Genomic DNA, 21,987 nt, shown 5'->3' with positions numbered 1-21,987 from the left:
ATGGCCGACAAGTACCTGGAACTCGTGAACTCCGGCTTCACCCAGAAGCTCGCCAAGTCCCTGGGGCTGCCGCGCCCCGCGATCCTGCGCCGCCACGCACCCGGGGCCCCGCTGCTGCCCGGTCCGGTGCTGCTGCTGGGGGAATCCGCGTCCGCACAGGAGCTCGCCGACACGCTGCTGGGCTGGGGGCTGGATGTGCGCCGGCACGCGGCCGGGGAGGCCAGGCTGGGCGGGATCATCCTGCTGCTTGACGGGCTTGCCTCTCCCGGAGAGCTCTCGGCGCCCATGCTCAGTGCGGGGCAGGCGCTGCGCCAGCTGGCACCGGGCGGCCGCGTGGTCTGCCTCAGCCGTCCCGCACTGGAAAGCGACGCACCCGCGGTGGCGGCCGTGCGCCAGGGCATCGACGGGGCGCTGCGCTCCTTGGCCCGCGAACTACGCGGCGGGGCCACCGCCAACGGCATCGTGCTTGCCGAGGACGTTCCGGCCACCGCGCCCTCCGCGCTGGCCGCGCTGCATTTCCTGCTCTCGGGGCGCAGCGCCTACGTCAGCGGACAGTTCCTGGCCGTCGATTCGGCCGCAGGAAAGCTGCCGGGGGACTTCGCCGCACCGCTGTCCGGCAAGGTGGCGGTGGTCACCGGCGCCGCCCGCGGCATCGGGGCGGCCATCGCCGCCACGCTGCACCGCGACGGGGCCACCGTGGTCGTGGTCGATGTGCCGGCCGCGGGGGACGCGCTGGCGAAGGTCGCCAACCAGGTCTCCGGCACCGCCCTGCAGCTGGACGTGACCCGCGCGGACGCCGGGGAGAAGATCATCGAACACGCCCTGGCGCGGCACGGGCACCTGGACATCGTCATCCACAACGCCGGGATCACCCGCGACAAGCTGCTGGCCAACATGGATGCCGCCCGCTGGGATTCGGTCATCGCGGTGAACATCGCCTCGCAGCTGGCGATGAACGAGGCGTTCCTCGCCGCGGACCTGCCGGGGCTGCGCATCGTGTCGCTGGCCTCGACCTCCGGCATTGCCGGGAACCGCGGGCAGACCAACTATGCCGCCTCCAAGGCCGGGGTCATCGGCATGGTGCGGGCCTCCGCATCCGCCTTCGCGGCCAAGGGCGGCGGCATCAACGCGGTGGCGCCCGGTTTCATCGAGACCGAGATGACCGCGAAGATCCCGGTGGCCACGCGCGCCGTGGCACGGATGCTGATGCCCTCGCTGATGCAGGGCGGGCTGCCGGTCGACGTAGCCGAGGCCATCGGTTTCCTGGCCTCCGACGCGGCCGCCGGGATCAACGGGCGCACGCTGCGGGTGTGCGGGCAGTCGCTGGTGGGCGCATGAGCGCGCACCAGCGGGTGGTGCTGGATGCCGCCCCCTCGCTGGGATCGCTCTATGCCCGGGCCGCCGGCGCGCGGGTGCGCGCGCTGCTTCCGGGCGGCAAGCCGGTCGGCGGCCCGCTGCCGGCCATCGAACACCACCTCGAAAGCCTGGAGGTCGACGCCGCAAGGCTGGTGGACTACCAGCGGCTGATGGGCGACACCGTCCGCGACGAACTGCCCAGCGTGTTCGTGCACGGGCTGGCGTTCCCGCTGGCGATGTCGGTGATGGTGCGCGAGGACTTCCCGCTGCCGCTGCTGGGCATGGTGCACCTCGCCAACAAGGTCGCCCACCTCCGCCCCATATCGCCCACGGCCCGGCTCAATGCCACCGCCCGAGCCGAGAACCTGCGTGGGCACCGGGCCGGCACCCAGCTTGATCTGGTCGTGGAAGTCCACGAGGGCGCCGAGCCGGTGTGGCGCGGGGTGTCGACCTACCTGGCCCGCGGGATCTGGCCCGGCTCCCGGCCTTCGGTGGCCACCGGGGCCCACGAGCCCTTTGCCGCACCGGGGCGCACCGCGTCCTGGCGGCTTGCGGGGGACACGGGGCGCGCCTACGCGGCGGTGATGGGGGACTACAACCCCATCCACCTCTCGGCTGCCTCGGCCAGGGCACTGGGCATGAAGCGCGCGATCGCGCACGGGATGTACCTGGCCGGACGCGCACTGGCCGGTGCCGCGCCGCACGGGGCCGGCTACGACTGGGAGATCGAGTTCGCCACCCCGGTGTACCTGCCCTCCACCGTGGACGTGGCCTTCCGGGTCGACGAGGGCGGGACGACGTTCAGCGGGTGGGGCGCGCGCAGCGGCAAGCCGCACTTCACCGGGTCGGTCACCGGGCTGCCCCAGGCCCCGGCTGCGCAGCCGTAGTTCCCTGCACCTCCGGTGCCGCGCGTGCCACTTGGGCTCAGCGGGGCACCGGAGGTGCAGAGTGCGGCAACTTCCGCGCGCTATGCGGCGGGGGAGTTGCCCGCCTTGCCCTTGGCCCGGCTGAGCATCGCGCCGGAATAGGAGGCAAGCGCCGCAGCTGCCGTTTGTTCCCAGCCGTGCTCGGCGGCAAATTCTGCCGCCTGCCGCCCGAGGATGCGACGCAGCGGCTCGTCGGCGGCAAGCTTCGCCAGCGCCACGGCCCACGCAGCGGGATCGGCCCCGTCAACCAGGATTCCGGTGCGGCCGTCCTGCACCGCATAGGGCAGGCCGCCGACGCGGCGGGCCAGCACCGGGGTGCCGCAGGCCTGGGCCTCCAGCGCCACCAGCCCGAAGGACTCGCTGTAGGAGGGGACCGCCACCACGTCGGCACAGCGGAAGGCCTCGGCCAGGTGCACGGCGGGCATCGGCAGCGAGAAGCGCACCAGGTGCTCCACCGCCTCGGCTTCGACAAGCTTCTGCAGGTTCAGCTCCTTGGCCCCCGAGCGCGCCCCGATCACGGAGAGCTTCACGTCGAGGTCCGGACGATCGCGTGCGAGGATCCCCAGCGCCCGCACCAGGATCTGCGGTCCCTTAAGCCGCTGGATGCGCCCGGCGAAGACCACGCGCAGCGAATTCGGCCCGTACTCGCGCTCCTCGCAGACCCCGGGGCTGAAGATGCCGAGGTCCACCCCCGGCTCAACGACGTCCAGTGTCTGCGCATCGGCTCCGTAGAGGTGGACCAGTTCCTCGACCTCGTCAGGCGTGTTCGCCGTGAGCCTGTCGGCCTGTTTGGACAGGAGCATCTCGCCGCGGATGCGGGCACCGGATTCCTCGGTGTGCGCCGAGAGCTTCTTGACCTTGCCCATGGTGTGCATGGTGTGCACCAGCGGTACCTGCCAGGCCTCGCGCAGTTGCAGCCCGACGATTCCGGAGAGCCAGTAGTGCGAGTGGATCGCGTCGTAGGGGGCCAGGTCTTGGGCATACCGCAGGATCGCCGTGGACACCTCCTGAAGGTGCTCGGCCAGCTCCTCCTTGCTCAGCTTGCCGGCGGGTCCTGCCTGGACCTCGTGGCAGGTGACCCCGGGGACCATCTCGACGGCCCGGGTTTCGGAGGCGCCGCGGACGAAGACATCGACGCACACGCCACGTTCGGCCAGCGCGAGGGCCAGGTGGCGGATGTAGACGTTCATCCCGCCCGCGTCCCCGGATCCCGGCTGCTCCAGCGGGGAGGTGTGCAGCGAAATCATCGCGATGCGCTTGGGGTGGGAAGTGGAATCTGACATCGGTGCTCGGCCGCCTACAAACGAGAAAGTGGAATCGAAGGTGCTCGTGTGCCGTCCGATGTGGCCACCGGGCGGGGGAACACCTTCATCCTATGCAACTGAGCGGGCAGACGATCATGTTCCCCGACAAGGCAAAAAGTCGACTTCTGACCTCGTGAATATGACCCTGCTCACAAATTGCGGGACGGGACGGGGATTTTCGCTGAAACCGATGCAAATAGCCTTGTAAACACGGGGTTTTTGGGCACGGGAACCCCCGAATTGAAGTGCGCCCCAAACCCGTGCTAGAGTCTTATCTCGCCGCGGACAACGGAAACAAAGTTCTTCACGAACTGCTCCGGTGCAGCGGCCACCAGCGAGGGTGGCGGAATGGTAGACGCGCTAGCTTGAGGTGCTAGTCCACGTAAGTGGGTGGGGGTTCAAGTCCCCTCCTTCGCACGGATCAACCCCCGACCAGACGAAAGTCAGGTCGGGGGTTTTCTCGTACCCGCCGGGCTGGCCCTGGGCGACCCGTGGCCCGCACCCCTCGCGCGGTCGAGGCATACCTCGATAGGGTGGAGGCAGCTCGACCCCAACCCCACAAGAGGCAGAAGGATTCCCCCATGTCAGCTGCGCAGAACACTCCGGTCACCGTCGTCGCCGAGGATGAGGTCGCCGGCATCTGCCAGGCGTTGATCCGGATCGACACCACCAACTACGGCAACAACGAGGGCGCGGGGGAGCGCAAGGCCGCCGAATACGTGGCCGAACTGATCTCCGAGGTCGGGCTCGAGGCCACGGTCCTGGAGTCCGCCCAGGGCCGCGCCAACGTCGTCACCCGCATCGAGGGCACCGACAAGTCGCTGCCCGCCTTGATCGTCCACGGCCACCTCGACGTCGTGCCGGCGTTCAAGGACGAATGGTCCGTCGACCCCTTCGGTGCGGAGATCAAGGACGGCATGATCTGGGGCCGCGGCGCGGTGGACATGAAGGACATGGACGCGATGATCCTGGCGGTCATGCGCGAGATGCAGCGCACCGGCACCCGGCCGCGCCGCGACCTGGTGTTCGCGTTCTTCGCCGACGAGGAGGCGGGCGGGGACTACGGGGCGCGCTGGATGGTCGAGAACCACCCGGAGCTCTTCGAGGGCGCCACCGAGGCCATCAGCGAGGTCGGCGGGTTCTCCGCCACCATAGACGGCAAGCGCGCCTACCTGCTGCAGACCGCCGAGAAGGGCATCGCCTGGCTCAAGCTCACCGCCGCCGGGCGCGCCGGACACGGGTCGCAGATCAACGAGGAGAACGCGGTGACCCGGCTGGCGTCCGCCATCACCCGCATCGGCGAACACGACTGGCCGATCTCCTACACCGACACCACGCGCGCCTTCCTCGCGGGCGTCTCCGAGATGACCGGGATCGCGTTCACCGAGGACAACCCGCAGGTGCTGCTGGCCGAGCTGGGCAACGTCGCGCGCTTCGTCGGCGCCACCCTGCAGAACACCGCCAATCCCACGGTGCTTTCCGCCGGCTACAAGCACAACGTGATCCCCGGGGCCGCCGAGGCGCTGCTGGATGTCCGCACGCTGCCGGGCCAGCACGAGGCAGTCATGGAGACGCTGCGCGCCCTGGCCGGGCCGGATGTGGAGCTGTCCGCACTGCACCTGGACCGCGCGCTGGAGGTCCCCTTCGCCGGGAACCTGGTCGATTCCATGGTGGCGTCGCTGAATCGCGAGGACCCGGAGGCCGTCGTGCTGCCCTACATGCTCTCCGGCGGCACCGACAACAAGGCACTGTCCCGGCTGGGCATCACGGGCTACGGGTTCGCACCGCTGCGCCTGCCGGCCGAACTCGACTTCACCGGCATGTTCCACGGCGTCGACGAGCGGGTCCCGGTGGATTCGCTGAAGTTCGGCACCCGGGTCCTGCGCGACCTGCTGGCCAACTACTGACGCCCGACCGGGCCGCCCATGCCCGGGGCACACCACCCAAGACCCAAGCGGAAAGCGAAGTACAGACGCGTGAAAACCATCAACGAGGTCCTCGGCACCGAAATGCTCGAGCGGTTCCGGGACCGGGCGGCAGGATACGACGCCGACAACGCCTTCTGCGCCGAGGACTTTGCCGACCTATCCGACGCGGGCTACCTGCGCGCAATGCTCCCGGAATCCCGCGGCGGCTTCGGCTGGGGCATGGAGATGATGACGGCCGCCCAGCGCCTGCTCGGCGCCCACGCCCCGGCCACGGCATTGGCGGTGAACATGCACCTGGTCTGGACCGGCGTGGCAACATTGCTGGCCGCCCGCGGGGATGACCGGCTGGAAATGGTGCTCGATTGGGTGCAGGCCGGGGAGGTCATGGCCTTCGGGGTTTCCGAGGCCGGCAACGACGAGGTGCTCTTCGATTCGGTGACCCGTGCGGTGCCCGCCGCCGACGGCTCCTATGCCTTCACCGGAACCAAGGTCTTCACCTCGCTGGCCCCGGTGTGGACGCGGCTCGGGGTCTTCGGCAAGGACGAGTCCACCGCGGAAGGTGCGCTGGTCCACGGCTTCCTGCACCGGGATACCCCGGGCATCGAGATCCCGCAGAACTGGAACACCCTGGGGATGCGCGCCACCCAGTCGAACTCGACCGTCCTCACCGGTGCCCGGGTGCCCGCCGAGCACATCCACTCGAGGCTGCCCGTCGGGCCGGTGCCCGATGCGCTGGTCTTCGGCATCTTCGCCTCGTTCCTCTCGCTGACCGCCTCGGTCTACGTGGGGCTCGCGGAGCGCGGCATGGAACTGGCCGCGGCGAACCCGGCAAGACGGACCTCGCTGAAGTTCGGGGGACGGGCCTACGACCAGGACCCGGACATCCGCTGGCAGGTCGCCGATGCCGGCATGGCGATCCTGAGGCTGGATGCGATGCTGCGGATGACCACGCGCGACCTCGACGACTTGGTGGACCACGGCGCATCCTGGTTCCCGCGCTTGGTCACGCTGCGCACCCAGGCCGGGGACGCGGCCCGCTCCTGCATCGACATCGCCGCCAAGGTCTCCGGCGGCGGGCAATACTTCCGCGGATCGGAGCTCGAACGGCTCTACCGCGACGCGCTGGCCAGCCTCTACCACCCCTCGGATGCCGAGTCCGCGCACTCCACGGTCGCATCCTGGCTGCTGGGCCCGGTCAAAGAGTAGGAGCCTCGTGCCGGCCGGGCGCGCACGGACATCAGGCGCGCACGTTCAGCGTCGGCTTGACCCGCATGACCCGCCTGCGCATCCAGTGCTTTTGGCCACCGCCCTCGTAGAGGCAGGTGCGCACCAATTCCCATTTTCCGTACTCGGAATGTTCGCGCAGCGCGGCGCGGGCCACCGAGCGGTGCTCGCCCGGGCGGGCGGTGATGACCAAGTATTCGAAGAGGTGCTCGGGGTCTCCGGGCATCTGGTCAATGGGGCGTGCTACGGGGATTTTCTTTTCGATCATGACCCTGTCCATAGTGTGGCTTGTGCCTGTAACGTCGAACACATGAGTACAGACCCGCGTGTTGCCCTCAGTGTATTGACCAGCTGCCTCGAAGAACACCTTTCCGCGGTTGCCGCAAAACGCGGCGCCCAGGACGCCTCGATCAGCGCCGCGTTCCTGGCCGTTGCCGATGCATTTGAGGAGTACGAGGACGCACTCTACGAGGCCTACGAGGAGTACCTGCCGCTGAGCGTGGTGGAGGAAAACGACGACGACGACCCCTACGACGAGGACAGCCGGGGCGAGCCCGTCAGCCAGTAACCCGGCGGGCCCCACTCCCGACAAACGCGGCTGCGCCCACAGTATTAAGTTCGCCTCATCGTGGAGCGCCAATGGGCGTTGTCGCGCCTTGGTGAAGTAGTGTCGGTACGTGAATTGGTTTGAAGCGGCCTTCCTAGGGCTGATCCAGGGTCTGACAGAATTTCTCCCCATCTCCTCCAGCGCCCACCTGCGCATCGTGGGGGAGTTGCTGCCCAATGCGGCCGACCCCGGCGCCGCGTTCACCGCAATCACGCAGCTGGGCACCGAAACCGCGGTGCTGGTGTTCTTCTGGAAAGACATCGTGCGGATCGTCGGTGCCTGGTTCAACGCGCTGCGCGGCCGGGTGCCGCACAGCGACCCGGACGCCAAGATGGGCTGGCTGATCATCGTCGGCTCCATCCCCATCGCGGTGCTGGGCCTGCTCTTCGAGGAGCAGATCGACACCTCCTTCCGCTCGCTGTGGATCGTGGCGACCACGCTGGTGGTCTTCGGCCTGATCCTTGCGGTCGCCGACTACTACGGCAAGCAGGACCGCGAGCTGAGCGCACTGACCCCCAAGCACGGCATCCTCTTCGGCTTCGCCCAGGCGCTCGCCCTGATCCCCGGCGTCTCGCGCTCCGGCGGCACCATCACCGCCGGGCTGTTCATGGGCTACACCCGCGGCGCCGCGGCCCGCTACTCGTTCCTACTGGCCATCCCCGCGGTCTTCGCCTCCGGGCTGTACAAGCTGGCCAAGTCCTTCGACGAGCCGGGCGTGTATTCGCTGCCGCAGACGGGCCTGGCCACGCTCATCGCCTTCATCGTCGGTTTCGTGATCGTCGGCTGGTTCCTCAAGTACGTCTCCTCGCACAGCTACCGCCTCTTCGTCTGGTACCGCGTGGCCCTGGGCCTGGCCCTCTACCTGCTGCTGGGCTTCGGTGTGATCAACGCCTAGCCAAACCGGATCCCGAAACGCGGAATAAGCGTGGGGTCCTTTGGACTTGTTCCAAGTAACTGCACTGCGCCCGGCCACGTCCGGGCAAAAACCTAAGAGAAAGGACGCCCCGTGCTTGCATGGTCCGCGCCCACCGTCCCGCATGTCCCGGGAAACGCACCGATCCTTGAGGTGCACGACACCGCCACCGGCCGGCTGAGGGACACCGCCCCGGCCGAGCAGTCCAATGCGCCGGCGAGCATCTACGTCTGCGGCATCACCCCCTACGACGCCACCCACATGGGGCACGCCGCCACCTACGTCGCCTTCGACCTGCTGCAGCGCACCTGGCGCGACGCCGGGCGGAAGGTCACCTACGTGCAGAACGTCACCGACATCGACGACCCGCTGCTGGAGCGCGCGGCGGCCACCGGCATGGACTGGCAGGTTCTGGCCAAGGAGCAGACCGACCTGTTCCGCGCCGACATGGAAGCGCTGAACGTGATCCCGCCCGAGCACTACATCGGTGCCGTGGAATCCATCACCTGGCTGGTCCCGCTCGTCGAGGAACTCGTCGCCAAGGACCTGGCCTACGCGGTGCCGGGCGAGAACGGGGAACCGGACGGGGACATCTACTTCGACGCCAACGCCGCGGCATCGGACGCCTGGGAACTGGGCACCGTGAGCGGGTATGACCGCGAGACCATGCTAGGCTTCTTCGCCGAGCGCGGCGGGGACCCGAAGCGTCCGGGCAAGCGCGACGCCCTCGACCCGCTGCTGTGGCGCGTGGCCCGCGCCGGGGAACCGGAATGGGACGGCGCCTCGCTGGGCGCCGGGCGCCCGGGCTGGCACATCGAGTGTTCGGTCATCGCCCGGCGCTTCCTGCCCGCACCCTTCACGGTGCAGGGCGGCGGATCGGACCTGATCTTCCCGCACCACGAATTCTCCGCCGGGCACGCCGCGGCCCTCGACGGCAAGGCCCTGGCCGAGGCCTACGTGCACACCGGGATGGTGGGGCTGCACGGCGAGAAGATGAGCAAGTCGCTGGGCAACCTGGTGTTGGTGTCCCGGCTGCGCGCCGCCGGCGTGGACCCCGTCGCGATCCGCACGGTGCTGCTGGGCCAGCACTACCGCAGCGACTGGTTCTGGACCGACGAGCTGCTCGCCCAGGCCCAGGACCGCGTGGCACTCTGGCGCAAGCGCCTGGCCTCCACCACCCTGGCCGAGGCTACCGCGGTCATCACCCGCATCCGCTCCAAGCTGGCCAACGACCTGAACGCCCCGGCGGCCCTGGCGGTGCTCGATGCCTTCGGCGCCCAGGAACCGGGCGAGGACGACGGCTCCCTCGTTGCCGGCGGGCAGCTGCTCGCCGACGCCCTCGACGCCTTGCTGGGGCTCAAGCTCTCCTAGCCGCCCGGACGCCGGAGCGCGCAAAAAACGCGTCCCCCGCCTGGTCCTTCGGGGCCGGGCGGGGGACGCGTCTGCGTTCGGGGGAGAGGCGCGCGGCTGCCACCGGGGAGCCGGGCCCGGGCTACTCGTTGGGCCCGGGCGTGTCCGGCGTGTCGGGCGAATCCGTGGCGTTGCCCGGTCCGCCGGTTCCCGGGGCTCCCGGGGCGGCGGGTCCTTCTTCCCTGGGCGCCCCGGGGCGGTGCCGGCGCTTGAGGTAGCGCTCGAACTCGCGGGCGATGGCCTCGCCGGTGGCCTCCGGCAGCTCGGTCTCGTCCTGTGCCTGCTCCAGTTGCTGCACGTAGGCGGCAATGTCCGCGTCCCCGGTGGCCAGCGCGTCGACCCCGCGCTCCCAGGCCAGGGCGTCCTCCGTCAGCTCGTGCAGGTCCAGGGCCAGCGGCAACAGCTCCTCCACCCGGTGCAGCAGGGCCAGTTGCGCCTTGGGGGAGGGCGGCTGGGCCACGTAGTGCGGCACCGCCGCCCAGATCGAGAGCGTGGGCAGGCCTGCGGCCTCGGAGAACTGGGCCAGCACGCCCAGGATGCCGGTGGGCCCCTCGTAGGTGGCCGGCTGGGCGCCCAGGGCCTCGCGCACCGCCGCGTCGTCGGAGGAAACCGCGGCCTGGATCGGCCGGGTGTGCGGCACGTCGGCCAGCAGCGAACCCAGCGCCATCACGCCCTGCACGTTCTCCTCCTCGGCGCGGGTGAGGATCTCGGTGATGAACGCCTTCCACCGGTAGGTGGGCTCCACGCCGCGCACCAGCAACAGGTCCACCGGGGCATCGGGCAGCGAGGCGCGGTAGATGCGCGTCGTCGGCCACTTGATGACCCGCTTGCCGGCGCCGTTGCGGCGCACCTGCGGACGGGAGAACTGGTAGTCGTAGTAGTCGTCGTCGCCGATGCCGGCGACCTTGACGGCGCCGGTGGCGGCCCTGATGTCCTTGAGGGCCGAGCTTGCGGCGTCCCCGGCGTCGTTCCATCCCTCGAAGGCCACCACCATGATCGCCGGGCGCACGGGCCCGGGAGCCGTGGATGCGGCCACCAGGGAGGAAAGTGTCACTGGATCGTTCATATCTTCGCTCACATCCTCACCCTAGCGCGCGCACCGGTCGCCGGGGCAAGTGCGCACCCACTAGAATTGGGTCATGCCAACCCAGAATTGCGACCCCATGCCCGCGCGCCCCCTGAGAACCAAGATCCAGGGCGTGTTGTGGGACATGGACGGAACCCTGCTTGACACCGAACCGTACTGGATGGCCGCCGAGGCGCGGCTCGTGGCCGAATTCGGCGGCGAGTGGAGCCACGCGCAGGCCCTGGCCCTGGTCGGCAATGCGCTTCCCGACGCGGCCGCCGCCCTGCAGCGCGCGGGCGTCGCGCTTCAGGAGCGCGAAATCATCGACCGGCTCACCGCAGAGGTCCTGGCCGGGGTGCGCCGCCACGTCGACTGGCGCCCCGGGGCCCTGGAACTGCTGGAGGCGCTGCACGCCGCGTCCATCCCGTGCGGCCTGGTCACCATGTCGGAGGAGCCGCTGGCCGCCCTGGTGCTCGAGCAGCTGCCGAAGAAATATTTCGCCTTCCGCGTCACCGGGGACATGGTCGCCCGCGGCAAGCCGCACCCCGACCCGTACCTGCTGGGCCTGGACAAGCTCGGCGCGCTGGTGCCGGACCTGGAGCCCGCGCGGGTCATCGGCATCGAGGATTCGGCCCCCGGCATCGCCTCGGCGGCGGCCAGCGGCATCACCGCACTGCTCGTGGAGCACATTGCCCCGGTGCCCGACTCGGATTCCTGGCACCGCGTCGAATCGCTGGCCGGCCTGGAGATTGATGCCCTGGACGCCCTGGCGTCCACCGGGGTGAGCGCATGAGCGAACCGGCAACCAAGCGCGAGGGGATCCCGCTGGGATCCGTCTTCGGGGTCCCCGTGTCCCTGGCCTGGTCCTGGTTCGTCATCACCGGGCTCATCGTGATGCTCTTCGGGCCCACCGTGGCCGGCAGGCTGCCCGAGCTGGGCGCCGGCGCCTACCTGGTCGCCTTCACCTACGCGGTGCTGCTGGCCTTCTCGGTGCTCGTCCACGAACTCGCCCACGCCCTGACCGCCAAGTCCTTCGGCTGGCCCGGGGCGCGGATCACCCTGAACCTCTGGGGCGGACACACCCAGTTCTCCTCCTTCCACGCCACCCCCGGCCGCTCGCTGGCGGTGGCCATGGCGGGCCCGGCGGCAAACTTCGTGATCGCCGGGGCCGGCTACCTGCTGCTGCGCCTCGTGGAGCCCACCGGCGTGGTGTTCCTGCTCTGGGACATCCTGATCTGGGCGAACCTGCTGGTCGCTATCTTCAACGTGCTTCCGGGCCTGCCGCTGGACGGCGGTCGCCTGGTCGAATCGGCCGTGTGGCGCTACACCGGCTCGCAGGACCGAGGCACCATTGCCGCCGGCTGGTCCGGACGGGTGCTGGTGGTGCTGGTCGTGGGCTGGTTCGTCATCGTCCCGCTGACCCGCAACCAGCCGCTGGACTTCCAGGTCCTGATCGTGGCGATCCTGGTCGGCGGGTTCATGTGGGTCGGGGCCTCGCAGGGCATCGCGCACGCCAGGCTGCGCCTGCGCCTGCCCCTGGTCTCCGTGCGCGCGCTGATGGAACCGGCCACCGCCATCCGCCAGGATTCCACCCTCGCCGAGGTCACCGCGCGCCTGGCCAGCCGCGGCGGACGGGTCATCCTCATCGACACCGCCGGGAACCCGGTCGCGGTGATCGACGAGGCGACGCTGCAGGGGATCGATGAGTCCGTGCTCGCCGACACCCCGGCGCTCTCCGCCGCCCGCGCCCTTGACCCCGGGGCGGTGGTCAGCGCCAACGCCGACGGACGGGCACTGATCGGCTACCTGGCCACGCTGCAGGGCAGCGAATACGCGGTCATCGACGACTCCCACCGCGTGATCGGGCTGCTGTCCCAGGCGCGCATCGTCGCCGCGATCACCGGCAAGCCGCACTAGCGCCGGACCGGCGCACCACCACCGAACTTCACCACCACAGGACCTAAGGACACAGAACCGATCATGAGCGACAATCCAGCCACCCCGCACGGGGCCCAGAGCCGCCGCGGCCCCTTCCGCCCCGGAGACCGCGTCCAGCTCACCGACCAGAAGCGCCGCATCAACACCATCACGTTGACGCCGGGCGGGGAGTTCCACACCCACAAGGGCGTGCTCTACCACGACGACCTGGTCGGCCTGCCCGAGGGCTCCATCGTCGAGAACACCAACGAGGTCCGCTACCAGGCGCTGCGCCCGCTGCTGAAGGACTTCGTGCTCTCGATGCCGCGCGGCGCCACCGTGGTCTATCCCAAGGACGCGGCGCAGATCATCCAGATGGGCGACATCTACCCCGGCGCCCGCGTGGTGGAGGCCGGCGTCGGCTCCGGCGCCCTGTCGATGTCGCTGCTGCGCGCCGTGGGCGATCACGGCTACCTGCACTCCTTCGAGCGCCGCGAGGAATTCGCGGAGATTGCCCGCGGCAACGTGGACACCGTCTTCGGCGGCCCGCACCCGGCCTGGGAGATCACCATCGGCGACTTCCAGGAAAAGGTCCTGGAGACCGAGGAACCCGGCTCCGTGGACCGCGTGGTGCTGGACATGCTCTCGCCCTGGGAATGCGTCGACGCGGTCTCCACCGTGCTGGCCCCCGGCGGGGTCTGGGTCAACTACGTGGCCACCGTGACGCAGATGTCGCGCACCGTCGAGGCCATCCGCGCCACCGGCCTGTACACCGAGCCCGAGTCCTTCGAGACCATGGTCCGCGGCTGGCACGTCGAGGGCCTGGCCGTGCGCCCGGACCACCGCATGGTCGCGCACACCGCCTTCCTGATCACCTGCCGCCGGCTGGCCGACGGCGCGGTGGGCATCCCGGGCGCCAAGCGCGTGAAGGAACACACCTACTCCGCCGAGGACCTGGCCACCTGGACCCGCTCGGATTCACCGGAGGACTGGAACCACGAGGCGCTGGGGGAGCGCGGGGTTTCCGCGCGCAAGCTGCGCCGCGCGGCCAAGGACGCGAAGTCGATGACCCAGCGCGGCTCGCTGCCCGCCGGCCAGGAAGCGGACGCTTCCCAGGACGACGACGGGCGGTAGCGCGCCCGCACCGCCCGGGGGAGGTGGCGGTCACATTTCCGCCTTTGGGCTCCACCCGTGCATAGGATGGGAACAGCAGTGGCGTGTGCCGGTTCACCCCGGCACACGCGTTCTCGGAAATATTTGCGAAACGGGTGGAAAATGGGCGAGGAAACAGATCGCACACGGCTGGAGGGCCAGGTCGCGGCCGCCGAGCGGCAGTTGAACGTGGTGCGGGACAAGAACCGCCTGCTCGATCGGCAGCTCGCCTCGGCGGGGGCCAACAACTCACGCCTCGTCGCGATGCTCGAACGCACCCGTGAGGAGATCCTGGCCCTGAAGTCCGGGCTGGAGAAGGACGGGGACACCCCGTTCAGCCACGGCACCATCGTCGAGCTGCATCCGCGCAGCCATCCCGCGCAGGGCATTGCCATCTCCTCCACCGGGGTGCAGTCCGCGGACATCGTCCAGGGCGGACGCAAGCTGCGCGTGGGCATTTCCCCGCTGCTGGACTTCGCCAAGCTGGCCATCGGCCAGGACGTGCTGCTGAACGAGTCCCTGGTCATCGTCGCCGGGCTCGGCTACGAGAAATCCGGGGAACTGGTCACCGTCAAGGAGGTCCTGGCGGACCACCGGGTGGTGGCCATGGGCCGGGCCGACGAGCAGCGCGTCATCCGCCTGGCCGACCCGCTGATCAAGGACACCGTGCGCGTCGGCGACGTGCTGAACCTCGACACCCGCACCGGGCTGGGCCTGGAAAAGGTGCACCTAAGCGACATGCAGTCCCTGGTGCTCGAGGAGGTCCCGGACATCTCCTACGCCGACATCGGCGGGCTGAGCGACCAGATCGAGGCCATCCGCGACGCCGTCGAGCTGCCCTTCCTGCACCCGGACCTCTACCGCGAGCACGGGCTCACCGCGCCCAAGGGCATCCTGCTCTACGGCCCCCCGGGCTGCGGCAAGACGCTGATCGCCAAGGCCGTCGCGCACTCGCTCTCCGAGCGCACCAACGAGCGCAACGGCGACACCGGCACGGCCAAGAGCTACTTCCTGAACATCAAGGGCCCCGAGCTTTTGGACAAGTACGTCGGGGAGACCGAGCGCCACATCCGGCTGATCTTCTCCCGGGCCCGCGAGAAGGCCGCCGGAGGAAACCCCGTGGTGGTGTTCTTCGACGAGATGGACTCGCTGTTCCGCACCCGCGGCACCGGGGTCTCCTCCGACGTGGAAACCACCATCGTCCCGCAGCTGCTGGCCGAGATCGACGGCGTGGAGCGCCTGGACAACGTCATCGTCATCGGCGCCTCCAACCGCGAGGACATGATCGACCCGGCGATCCTGCGCCCGGGCCGGCTGGACGTGAAGATCAAGATCCGCCGCCCCGATGCCCAGGGAGCCGCGGAGATCTTCGCCAAGTACCTGACCGCGGATTTGCCGCTGCACCCGGACGACCTGGCCGAACACGGCAACGACCCGGCCGCCTGCGTGCGCGCCATGATCCAGGCGACGGTCGATGCCATGTACTCCACCGGGGAGCAGAACCAGTTCCTCGAGGTCACCTACGCCAACACCGAGACCGAGATCCTCTACTTCAAGGACTTCGCCTCCGGCGCGGTGATCCGCAACGTGGTGGACCGCGCCAAGAAGTCCGCCATCAAGGCGCTGCTCACCGGCCAGGAGCGCGGGCTGCGCATGGAGCACCTGCTCGAGGCCGTCGTGGAGGAATTCCACGAGCACGAGGACATGCCCAACACCACCAACCCCGACGACTGGGCACGGATCTCCGGGCGCAAGGGCGAGCGCATCACCTTCATCCGCACCATCGTGGCCGACAAGAACGGGCGCGGCAAGTCCATTTCGTCGCCGGGTCCCGACGAGACGGGGCAATACCTGTGAGCGTGCACCGGGTCATGGGGCTGGAGACCGAGTACGGCGTGCTCGCCCCCTCCATGCCCGGGGCGAACGCGACCATGCTCTCGGCCCAGGTGATCAACTCCTATGCCGCGACCATCCGCGAGGCGCGCGGAAAGATCGCCGGCACGCACTGGGACTACACCGACGAGACCCCGCTGAACGACGCGCGCGGCTTCATCCAGCCGCGCGCCACCGCGGACCCCTCCCAGCTCACCGACGTCGAGCCGGAACTGGACGCCGAGCAGGTCGCGCTGGCCGGCGGGGACGTGACCATCGGCTCCACGCTGTACCAGGACGGCGAGAACGACCACGAGGTGCTGATGAACATGGTGCTGGGCAACGGCGCCAGGCTCTACGTGGACCACGCCCACCCGGAATACTCCTCGCCGGAAACCACCAACCCCTTCGACGCGGTGCTCTGGGACCAGGCCGGGGACCACGTGGCCCTGGCCGCGGTGCGCCGCATCGAGTCCCTGGCCGGGGTGCCGGACGTGCACCTGTACAAGAACAACACCGACAACAAGTCGGTGTCCTACGGGGCGCACGAGAACTACCTGATGCCCCGCTCGGTGCCCTTCGAGAAGATCGCCGCCGGGCTCATCCCGTTCTTCGCCACCCGCCAGGTCATCTGCGCTTCCGGCCGGGTGGGCCGCGGCATGCTCGGCCAACACCCCGGGTTCCAGGTCTCCCAGCGGGCCGACTTCTTCGAGGCGCAGATCGGGCTGGAGACCACCATCCGCCGCCCCATCATCAACACCCGCGACGAGCCGCACGCGCACTGGGAGAAGTACCGCCGGCTGCACGTGATCATCGGGGACGCGAACCTCGGGCAGGTCTCCACGCTGCTGCGCACCGGAACCACCGCCCTGGTGCTGGCGATGATCGAGGCCGGCACCGTCCCGGCCATCGAGCTGCGCGACCCCGTCGGGGCCCTGCAGGCCATCAGCCACGACCCCACGCTGCGCACCAAGGTCGAGCTGGTGGACGGCCGCAAGCTCACCGCCCTGGAGATCCAGTGGATCTACGCCCAGGCCGCGGCCGAGCACAGCGGGGCCACGGACGCCACCGACGAGGCCACGGTGGAGATCCAGCGGCGCTGGGAGGAAACGCTGCAGCTGCTGGAAACCGACATCCTGGCGGCCGCATCCACCGTGGACTGGGTGGCCAAGTACAAGCTCATGACCTCCTATGCCCAGCGCCACGGGGTGGACTTCACGGACCCGCGGATCGCGCTGATGGACCTGCAATGGGCGGACATCCGCCCCGAAAAGGGCCTCTACCACCGGTTGGCGGCGCGCGGGATGATGGAAACGCTCTACTCGCCGGCGCAGATCGCCCGGGCCGCGACGAATCCGCCAACCGACACCCGCGCCTACTTCCGCGGCCGGGTGCTGAGCCAGTACCCCGAGCACGTGGTCGCGGCCAGCTGGGACTCGGTGTCCTTCACCGTGCCCGGGGCGCGCAAGCTCGAGCGCATCGCCACCTTGGAGCCGCTGCGCGGCACCAAGGACCTGGTCGGCGACCTGTTGGATGCGCAATTGTCGATTCACGAGTTCATTGCCACGCTGCGGAGCTAAAAGCCCTACCCAGTGGCAAGATGTAAGTAACAGCACAACCAGGGGGCCGCGGCCATGCAGCCGGCACGGCCGGCCCCCGGAGCAGATGGAAGAGAGCGGACGGCTATGACACAGGAACAGCACTCGGGACAACGCCGCGAGGACAACCAGGCCCAGGAGACCGAGCAGGAAGTTACCGCCGCGGCCGGGCAGGACGCCGGGGTCGACGACCTGCTTGACGAGATCGACGGGGTGCTGGAGCGCAACGCGGAGGAATTCGTGCGCGGCTTCGTGCAAAAGGGCGGCCAGTGATTGAGCTCGGTCCCGGTCCCTCCTTCCTGGAGTACCTGAACCGGGACCGGCCCGACCTGCTGCCCGGTGCCCAGGCACCGGCCCAGACGCCGGCGGGTGCGGCGGGGCAGGTGCCGCATGGCACCACCATCGTCGCGCTGTCCTACGCCGACGGCATCGTGATGGCCGGGGACCGGCGCGCGACCATGGGCAACGTCATTGCCAGCCGCCGCATCGAGAAGGTCTTCGAGACCGACCGGTTCTCGGTGGTCGGCATCGCCGGCGCCGCCGGGGTCGCGATCGACATCGCCAAGCTGTTCCGCGTCGAGCTGGAGCACTACGAGAAGATCGAGGGCACCCGGCTCTCGCTCGACGGCAAGGCCAACAGGCTGGCCTCGATGATCCGCGCCAACCTGCCCATGGCCCTGCAGGGCATGAGCGTCGTCCCGCTCTTCGCCGGGTTCGACACGTTCTCCGGGACCGGGCGGATCTTCTCCTTCGACATCACCGGCGGGCTGTACGAGGAAGTGGAGCACCATTCGGTCGGCTCCGGCTCCCCGTACGCCCGCGGCGCGCTGAAGAAGCTCTGGGAGCCGGGCCTGGGCGCCACCGCCGCGGTGAAGGTCGCCGTGGAGGCACTCTACGACGCCGCCGACGACGACTCGGCCACCGGGGGACCGGATGCCGTGCGCAAGCTGTGGCCGGTCGTCTACACCGTGGATGCCACCGGGGCCCACCGCGTCGAGGAGGCAATCCTCGGGTCGATGGCCCGGGAGGTCATCGACGAACGGACCAACGACGGGAAGGAAGCCTAGATGAGCGCGCAATACTACGTTTCGCCCGAGCAACTCATGAAGGACCGGGCGGACTTCGCCCGGAAGGGGATCGCCCGCGGCCGGGCGGTCATCGTGGCCTCGTGCGCCGACGGCATCGCGCTGATTGCGGAGAACCCCGCGGGTTCGCTGCACAAGATCGGGGAGATCTACGACAGGATCGCCTTCGCAGCGGTGGGCAAGTACAACGAGTTCGAGTCCCTGCGGCAGGCCGGGGTACGCTACGCCGACACCCGCGGCTACTCCTATTCCCGCCACGACGTGACCGGACGCGGGCTGGCCAGCGTGTACGCCCAGTCCCTGGGCGCGGTGTTCACCGCGGAGGCCAAGCCCTTCGAGGTGGAACTGGCAGTCCTGGAACTCGGGGCGACCCCCGCGGAAGACACCTTGTTTTCGCTGAACTTCGACGGGTCGATCGCCGAGCAGCCCGGACACATCATCATGGGCGGGGACACCCCGGTGCTGCGCGAGGCCTGGAACGGCTACTGGGCCGGCAAGGACCTGGCCGCCGCCGGGACCGACGAGGTCATCCGCGCCGCGGCCCTGGTGCTCCCCGGGGTCGGGGAAAGCCCCGAGGACGCCCGACTGCTGGAGGTTGCGGTGCTCGAACGCGTCATTTCCTCCGGCTCGCACCGCCATTTCCGCCGCCTCGACACCCCAACCATTGCCCGGTTCCTGGGCGCAGGGAAGTAAGCACACATGGACCGCAGAATCTACGGCATCGAGACCGAATACGGGATCAACTACTCCGACCCCGGCGGGCGGCCGCTCACCCCGGAGGAGTCGGCCCGCTATCTCTTCCGCCGGGTGGTGGCGTGGGGGCGCAGCTCCAACGTCTTCCTCACCAACGGCTCGCGGCTCTACCTCGATGTCGGTTCGCACCCGGAGTACGCCACGGCCGAATGCGACGAGCTCACCCAGCTGATCGCGCACGACCGGGCCGGGGAGTCGATCCTCAACGACCTGGTGGCCAGCGCGGAGGAGCGCATGGCCGCCGACGGCTTCACCGGCCGGCTCTACCTGTTCAAGAACAACACCGACACCGCTGGGAACTCCTACGGCTGCCACGAGAACTTCCTGATCCCGCGCAAGCTCGAGTTCGCCCGGCTCGCCGAGATCCTGATCCCGTTCCTGGTCACCCGGCAGCTGATTGCCGGGGCCGGCAAGATCGTGAACGTCGACGGCCAGCCCCTTTATGCCTTCTCCCAGCGCGCCGACCACGTGTGGGAGGGCGTCTCCTCGGCCACCACCCGCTCGCGGCCCATCATCAACACCCGCGACGAGCCGCATGCCGACGCCGAGTACTTCCGCCGCCTGCACGTGATCGTGGGGGACTCGAACATGTCCGAGACCACCCAGCTGGTGAAGCTCGGCGCGACCGATTTGATGCTGCGGATCATCGAATCGGGAAAGATCATGGAGGACCTGCGGCTGGAGAACCCGATCCGGTCCATCCGCGAGATCTCCCACGACTTCAACGGCACCACCATGGTCAAGCTCGCCAACGGCAAGCAGCTCACCGCCCTGGCGCTCCAGCGCCGCTTCCTGACGCTGGCGACCGACTTCGTTGCCCGCGAGGGGGCGCACCACGAGCAGGTTCCGGCGGTGCTGGACCTGTGGGCCCGCACGCTGGACGCGGTGGAATCCGGGAATTTCTCGGGGATCGACACGGAAATCGACTGGGCCATCAAGCACAAGCTGATCAATTCCTACGCCAACCGACACCAACTGGACCTGGGCGCCCAGCGCCTGGCGCAGCTGGACTTGACCTACCACGACATCGACACCAAGCGCGGGCTCGTCCACCTGCTCGCGGCCCGCGGCCAGGTGGCCTCGGTGGTGGACCCCGCTGACATCGCGTTCGCGGTCGACAACCCGCCGCAAAGCACGCGTGCGAAATTGCGCGGCGATTTCGTCCGGGCAGCCAAGAACGCGGAACGGGACTTCACCGTCGACTGGGTCCACCTGAAGCTCAACGACCACCCGGGGCAAACGGTGCTCTGCAAGGACCCCTTCGCCTACGAGGACCCGCGGGTCGATGCGCTCATTTCCGCCATGGGCGGATGACCCCGAAGTGGCTCGTACCGGCCTTCAATAAGGAGATTCACAGTTTCGGCCCTTAAGCTGGCTCTAGTCAGTCTCGAAGGCTCACCATTCACTGTGGGTGTTTCCAGTCCTAAAATCCCCAACTGAAAGTTGATTTCGTGCGCAAAGTAATGGCACTCGTCGCAACGGCTTCGTTGCTGCTGGTGACGGCCTGTGGTTCAACCACGGCGGCGTCCAGCGGTGACGTCGCCCCCTTGGAATCGATCAAGGTCACCCCAGGTGCGGATGACTCCTCCGATCCCACCGTCACCTTCGAAACCCCCCTGGTTGCCACGGCGACCGGCGCCAAGGTCATCGTCGAGGGCAAGGGCGAGGAGATCAAGGAAAACCAGAACATCAAGTTCAAGTCCATTGCCTACAAGGCCGCGGATGCGAGCCTGCTCGGATCGGGCTTCGCCGGGGAACCGGTGACGTTGCCGACCAACGAGGAATTCAAGGCCCAGCTTCCGGCGCTTTATGAAACCCTCATGCAGGCCAAGGTCGGCTCCTGGGTCGCCATGGTCGAGCCTGCAGCCGATGCTGCACCCGCCGAAGGCGCCGCTCCCTCCGCCAGCCCCAGCGCGGCAAATGCAGAAACCGTGGTCGTCCTGAAGGTCGTGGCCACCGAGCCGATCCCCGAGGCATCCAAGAAGCTCGGAGCCGAAGACGTCAAGAAGCTCAAGGACGAAGGCTCGTTGCCCACGTTCGAAATGAAGGATTCCAAGCCCGCCATCACCATCCCGAAGGACAAGGACGTTCCGGCAGGCCTGGTCGTTGACGTCGTCAAGGAAGGCACCGGCAAGGTTGCCACCGCGACCTCGGACGTTTCGGCCCACTACACCGGCGTTCGCTGGGAAGACGGCAAGCAGTTCGATTCCAGCTTTGACCGTGGCGAAGCTTCCGACTTCAACCTGTCGGGCGTCATTCCCGGCTGGACCCAGGGCTTGGAAGGCCTGAAGGCCGGCACCCAGGTCATGTTGACCATTCCCACGGACCTGGCCTACGGTGCGGATGCAGCATCCCAGGGACGACCTGCGGGTCCGTTGGTCTTCTTTGTTGAGCTCAAGGAAGTAAAGTAACTAGAAGCTTTTAGCAAACAACCGAAAGGATTCCACTATGTCTTTTGGACAGCGTGAATACGACCGCACCAAGCCCGAGATCGAATTCCCGGGTACCGACGCCCCGACCGAGCTGAAGATCGAGGACATCGTCGTCGGCGACGGCGCCGAGGTCGTTCCGGGCTCGACCGTCTCGACCCACTACGTCGGCGTGGCATGGTCCACCGGCGAGGAGTTCGACGCTTCGTGGAACCGCGGCACCCCGCTGGACTTCCGCGCCGGCGTCGGCCAGGTCATCCAGGGCTGGGACCAGGGCCTGATCGGGATGAAGGTCGGCGGCCGCCGCCGCCTGGAAATCCCCTCCGAGCTGGCCTACGGCTCGCGCGGCGCCGGTGGAGCCATCGGCCCGAACGAGGCACTGATCTTCGTCGTGGACCTGGTGGCTGTGCGCTAAGCACCGCATTACGCCTTTGGCCGTGTTTTCCC

General features: G+C 68.8%; 21 protein-coding genes and 1 tRNA gene. 19 read left to right on the top strand and 3 right to left on the bottom strand.

Going from position 1 to position 21,987, the window contains the following annotated elements; all coding sequences use genetic code 11:
* Entirely contained in the window at window positions 1-1,338 is a 1,338-nt protein-coding gene (locus ACIPVK_RS12380; RefSeq protein WP_407612281.1) for a 3-oxoacyl-ACP reductase, read from the top strand.
* Complete coding sequence (locus ACIPVK_RS12375) at window positions 1,335-2,243, top strand: MaoC family dehydratase (protein WP_407612280.1); 909 nt, start codon at window positions 1,335-1,337, stop codon at window positions 2,241-2,243. Before ACIPVK_RS12380 ends, ACIPVK_RS12375 begins: the two co-directional genes overlap by 4 nt.
* A gap of 80 nt (window positions 2,244-2,323) precedes the next feature.
* On the opposite strand, the gene ACIPVK_RS12370 is transcribed toward ACIPVK_RS12375, so the two are convergent.
* Window positions 2,324-3,565: a glycosyltransferase gene (locus tag ACIPVK_RS12370; protein ID WP_407612279.1), complete on the bottom strand. Its 1,242-nt coding sequence runs from the start codon at window positions 3,563-3,565 to the stop codon at window positions 2,324-2,326.
* A gap of 355 nt (window positions 3,566-3,920) precedes the next feature.
* On the opposite strand from ACIPVK_RS12370, the gene ACIPVK_RS12365 reads away from it, so the two are divergent.
* The 3 genes from ACIPVK_RS12365 to ACIPVK_RS12355 all read left to right on the top strand — a co-directional run bounded on the left by ACIPVK_RS12365 (window position 3,921) and on the right by ACIPVK_RS12355 (window position 6,720).
* Window positions 3,921-4,003 (top strand) — tRNA-Leu (locus tag ACIPVK_RS12365).
* Between the two features lie 164 nt (window positions 4,004-4,167).
* A complete protein-coding gene (locus ACIPVK_RS12360) occupies window positions 4,168-5,493 on the top strand; it encodes a M20/M25/M40 family metallo-hydrolase (protein ID WP_407612278.1) in 1,326 nt (441 codons plus the stop codon).
* A gap of 102 nt (window positions 5,494-5,595) precedes the next feature.
* A complete protein-coding gene (locus ACIPVK_RS12355) occupies window positions 5,596-6,720 on the top strand; it encodes an acyl-CoA dehydrogenase family protein (RefSeq protein WP_407612301.1) in 1,125 nt (374 codons plus the stop codon).
* A gap of 31 nt (window positions 6,721-6,751) precedes the next feature.
* On the opposite strand, the gene ACIPVK_RS12350 is transcribed toward ACIPVK_RS12355, so the two are convergent.
* On the bottom strand, window positions 6,752-6,964 hold the full coding sequence (locus tag ACIPVK_RS12350; RefSeq protein ID WP_407612300.1) for a DUF5703 family protein: 213 nt from the start codon (window positions 6,962-6,964) through the stop codon (window positions 6,752-6,754).
* Between the two features lie 84 nt (window positions 6,965-7,048).
* Between ACIPVK_RS12350 and ACIPVK_RS12345 the strand changes: the two genes are divergently transcribed.
* The 3 genes from ACIPVK_RS12345 (at window position 7,049) to mshC (ending at window position 9,629) form a co-directional block, all read left to right on the top strand.
* Window positions 7,049-7,306 carry a hypothetical protein gene (locus ACIPVK_RS12345; RefSeq protein ID WP_407612277.1) on the top strand — a complete coding sequence of 86 codons (258 nt, stop codon included), beginning with the start codon at window positions 7,049-7,051 and terminating at the stop codon, window positions 7,304-7,306.
* Window positions 7,307-7,415: 109 nt separating this feature from the next.
* Complete coding sequence (locus ACIPVK_RS12340; protein ID WP_407612276.1) at window positions 7,416-8,240, top strand: undecaprenyl-diphosphate phosphatase; 825 nt, start codon at window positions 7,416-7,418, stop codon at window positions 8,238-8,240.
* 111 nt (window positions 8,241-8,351) lie between these two features.
* Entirely contained in the window at window positions 8,352-9,629 is a 1,278-nt protein-coding gene (mshC, locus tag ACIPVK_RS12335; protein WP_407612275.1) for a cysteine--1-D-myo-inosityl 2-amino-2-deoxy-alpha-D-glucopyranoside ligase, read from the top strand.
* Window positions 9,630-9,750: 121 nt separating this feature from the next.
* Here mshC and ACIPVK_RS12330 read toward each other — a convergent pair whose 3' ends face one another.
* Complete coding sequence (locus tag ACIPVK_RS12330) at window positions 9,751-10,734, bottom strand: PAC2 family protein (protein WP_407612274.1); 984 nt, start codon at window positions 10,732-10,734, stop codon at window positions 9,751-9,753.
* 73 nt (window positions 10,735-10,807) lie between these two features.
* On the opposite strand from ACIPVK_RS12330, the gene ACIPVK_RS12325 reads away from it, so the two are divergent.
* The 11 genes from ACIPVK_RS12325 (at window position 10,808) to ACIPVK_RS12275 (ending at window position 21,955) form a co-directional block, all read left to right on the top strand.
* Window positions 10,808-11,527, top strand: coding sequence for an HAD family hydrolase (locus tag ACIPVK_RS12325; protein WP_407612273.1), 720 nt, complete (start codon window positions 10,808-10,810; stop codon window positions 11,525-11,527).
* Entirely contained in the window at window positions 11,524-12,651 is a 1,128-nt protein-coding gene (locus tag ACIPVK_RS12320; protein ID WP_407612272.1) for a site-2 protease family protein, read from the top strand. Before ACIPVK_RS12325 ends, ACIPVK_RS12320 begins: the two co-directional genes overlap by 4 nt.
* A gap of 63 nt (window positions 12,652-12,714) precedes the next feature.
* Window positions 12,715-13,785, top strand: coding sequence for a tRNA (adenine-N1)-methyltransferase (locus ACIPVK_RS12315; protein ID WP_407612271.1), 1,071 nt, complete (start codon window positions 12,715-12,717; stop codon window positions 13,783-13,785).
* 141 nt (window positions 13,786-13,926) lie between these two features.
* Window positions 13,927-15,660 carry a proteasome ATPase gene (gene arc / locus ACIPVK_RS12310; RefSeq protein WP_407612270.1) on the top strand — a complete coding sequence of 578 codons (1,734 nt, stop codon included), beginning with the start codon at window positions 13,927-13,929 and terminating at the stop codon, window positions 15,658-15,660.
* A gap of 14 nt (window positions 15,661-15,674) precedes the next feature.
* Entirely contained in the window at window positions 15,675-17,255 is a 1,581-nt protein-coding gene (gene dop / locus ACIPVK_RS12305) for a depupylase/deamidase Dop (RefSeq protein ID WP_407612299.1), read from the top strand.
* A gap of 105 nt (window positions 17,256-17,360) precedes the next feature.
* Window positions 17,361-17,546 (top strand): ubiquitin-like protein Pup, encoded by a 186-nt coding sequence (locus ACIPVK_RS12300; protein WP_407612269.1) that lies wholly within the window; start codon window positions 17,361-17,363, stop codon window positions 17,544-17,546.
* Window positions 17,543-18,340 (top strand): proteasome subunit beta, encoded by a 798-nt coding sequence (gene prcB / locus ACIPVK_RS12295; protein WP_407612268.1) that lies wholly within the window; start codon window positions 17,543-17,545, stop codon window positions 18,338-18,340. Before ACIPVK_RS12300 ends, prcB begins: the two co-directional genes overlap by 4 nt.
* On the top strand, window positions 18,341-19,051 hold the full coding sequence (gene prcA / locus ACIPVK_RS12290; RefSeq protein ID WP_407612267.1) for a proteasome subunit alpha: 711 nt from the start codon (window positions 18,341-18,343) through the stop codon (window positions 19,049-19,051).
* 6 nt (window positions 19,052-19,057) lie between these two features.
* A complete protein-coding gene (pafA, locus tag ACIPVK_RS12285) occupies window positions 19,058-20,425 on the top strand; it encodes a Pup--protein ligase (protein ID WP_407612266.1) in 1,368 nt (455 codons plus the stop codon).
* A 137-nt stretch (window positions 20,426-20,562) separates the two neighbouring features.
* Window positions 20,563-21,522: an FKBP-type peptidyl-prolyl cis-trans isomerase gene (locus ACIPVK_RS12280; protein WP_407612265.1), complete on the top strand. Its 960-nt coding sequence runs from the start codon at window positions 20,563-20,565 to the stop codon at window positions 21,520-21,522.
* A gap of 37 nt (window positions 21,523-21,559) precedes the next feature.
* Complete coding sequence (locus ACIPVK_RS12275; protein WP_407612264.1) at window positions 21,560-21,955, top strand: FKBP-type peptidyl-prolyl cis-trans isomerase; 396 nt, start codon at window positions 21,560-21,562, stop codon at window positions 21,953-21,955.
* Window positions 21,956-21,987 lie beyond the last annotated feature (32 nt).

The sequence above is a fragment of the Paeniglutamicibacter sp. MACA_103 genome, assembly GCF_045798555.1.
Taxonomy (GTDB): domain Bacteria; phylum Actinomycetota; class Actinomycetes; order Actinomycetales; family Micrococcaceae; genus Paeniglutamicibacter.
This window is presented reverse-complemented; position numbering and strand designations above follow the sequence as displayed.

Bases quoted from the DNA above. Each gene is read 5' to 3' on its own strand.
- ACIPVK_RS12370 (WP_407612279.1), bottom strand. From the start codon at position 3,565: ATGTCAGATTCCACTTCCCACCCCAAGCGCATCGCGATGATTTCGCTG.
- ACIPVK_RS12380 (WP_407612281.1), top strand. From the start codon at position 1: ATGGCCGACAAGTACCTGGAACTCGTGAACTCCGGCTTCACCCAGAAG.
- ACIPVK_RS12320 (WP_407612272.1), top strand. From the start codon at position 11,524: ATGAGCGAACCGGCAACCAAGCGCGAGGGGATCCCGCTGGGATCCGTC.
- ACIPVK_RS12355 (WP_407612301.1), top strand. From the start codon at position 5,596: ATGCTCGAGCGGTTCCGGGACCGGGCGGCAGGATACGACGCCGACAAC.
- ACIPVK_RS12325 (WP_407612273.1), top strand. From the start codon at position 10,808: ATGCCAACCCAGAATTGCGACCCCATGCCCGCGCGCCCCCTGAGAACC.
- ACIPVK_RS12330 (WP_407612274.1), bottom strand. From the start codon at position 10,734: ATGAACGATCCAGTGACACTTTCCTCCCTGGTGGCCGCATCCACGGCT.
- pafA (WP_407612266.1), top strand. From the start codon at position 19,058: ATGGACCGCAGAATCTACGGCATCGAGACCGAATACGGGATCAACTAC.
- ACIPVK_RS12360 (WP_407612278.1), top strand. From the start codon at position 4,168: ATGTCAGCTGCGCAGAACACTCCGGTCACCGTCGTCGCCGAGGATGAG.
- ACIPVK_RS12345 (WP_407612277.1), top strand. From the start codon at position 7,049: ATGAGTACAGACCCGCGTGTTGCCCTCAGTGTATTGACCAGCTGCCTC.
- ACIPVK_RS12275 (WP_407612264.1), top strand. From the start codon at position 21,560: ATGTCTTTTGGACAGCGTGAATACGACCGCACCAAGCCCGAGATCGAA.
- ACIPVK_RS12350 (WP_407612300.1), bottom strand. From the start codon at position 6,964: ATGCCCGGAGACCCCGAGCACCTCTTCGAATACTTGGTCATCACCGCC.
- ACIPVK_RS12300 (WP_407612269.1), top strand. From the start codon at position 17,361: ATGACACAGGAACAGCACTCGGGACAACGCCGCGAGGACAACCAGGCC.
- ACIPVK_RS12375 (WP_407612280.1), top strand. From the start codon at position 1,335: ATGAGCGCGCACCAGCGGGTGGTGCTGGATGCCGCCCCCTCGCTGGGA.
- ACIPVK_RS12315 (WP_407612271.1), top strand. From the start codon at position 12,715: ATGAGCGACAATCCAGCCACCCCGCACGGGGCCCAGAGCCGCCGCGGC.
- dop (WP_407612299.1), top strand. From the start codon at position 15,675: ATGGGGCTGGAGACCGAGTACGGCGTGCTCGCCCCCTCCATGCCCGGG.
- arc (WP_407612270.1), top strand. From the start codon at position 13,927: ATGGGCGAGGAAACAGATCGCACACGGCTGGAGGGCCAGGTCGCGGCC.
- prcA (WP_407612267.1), top strand. From the start codon at position 18,341: ATGAGCGCGCAATACTACGTTTCGCCCGAGCAACTCATGAAGGACCGG.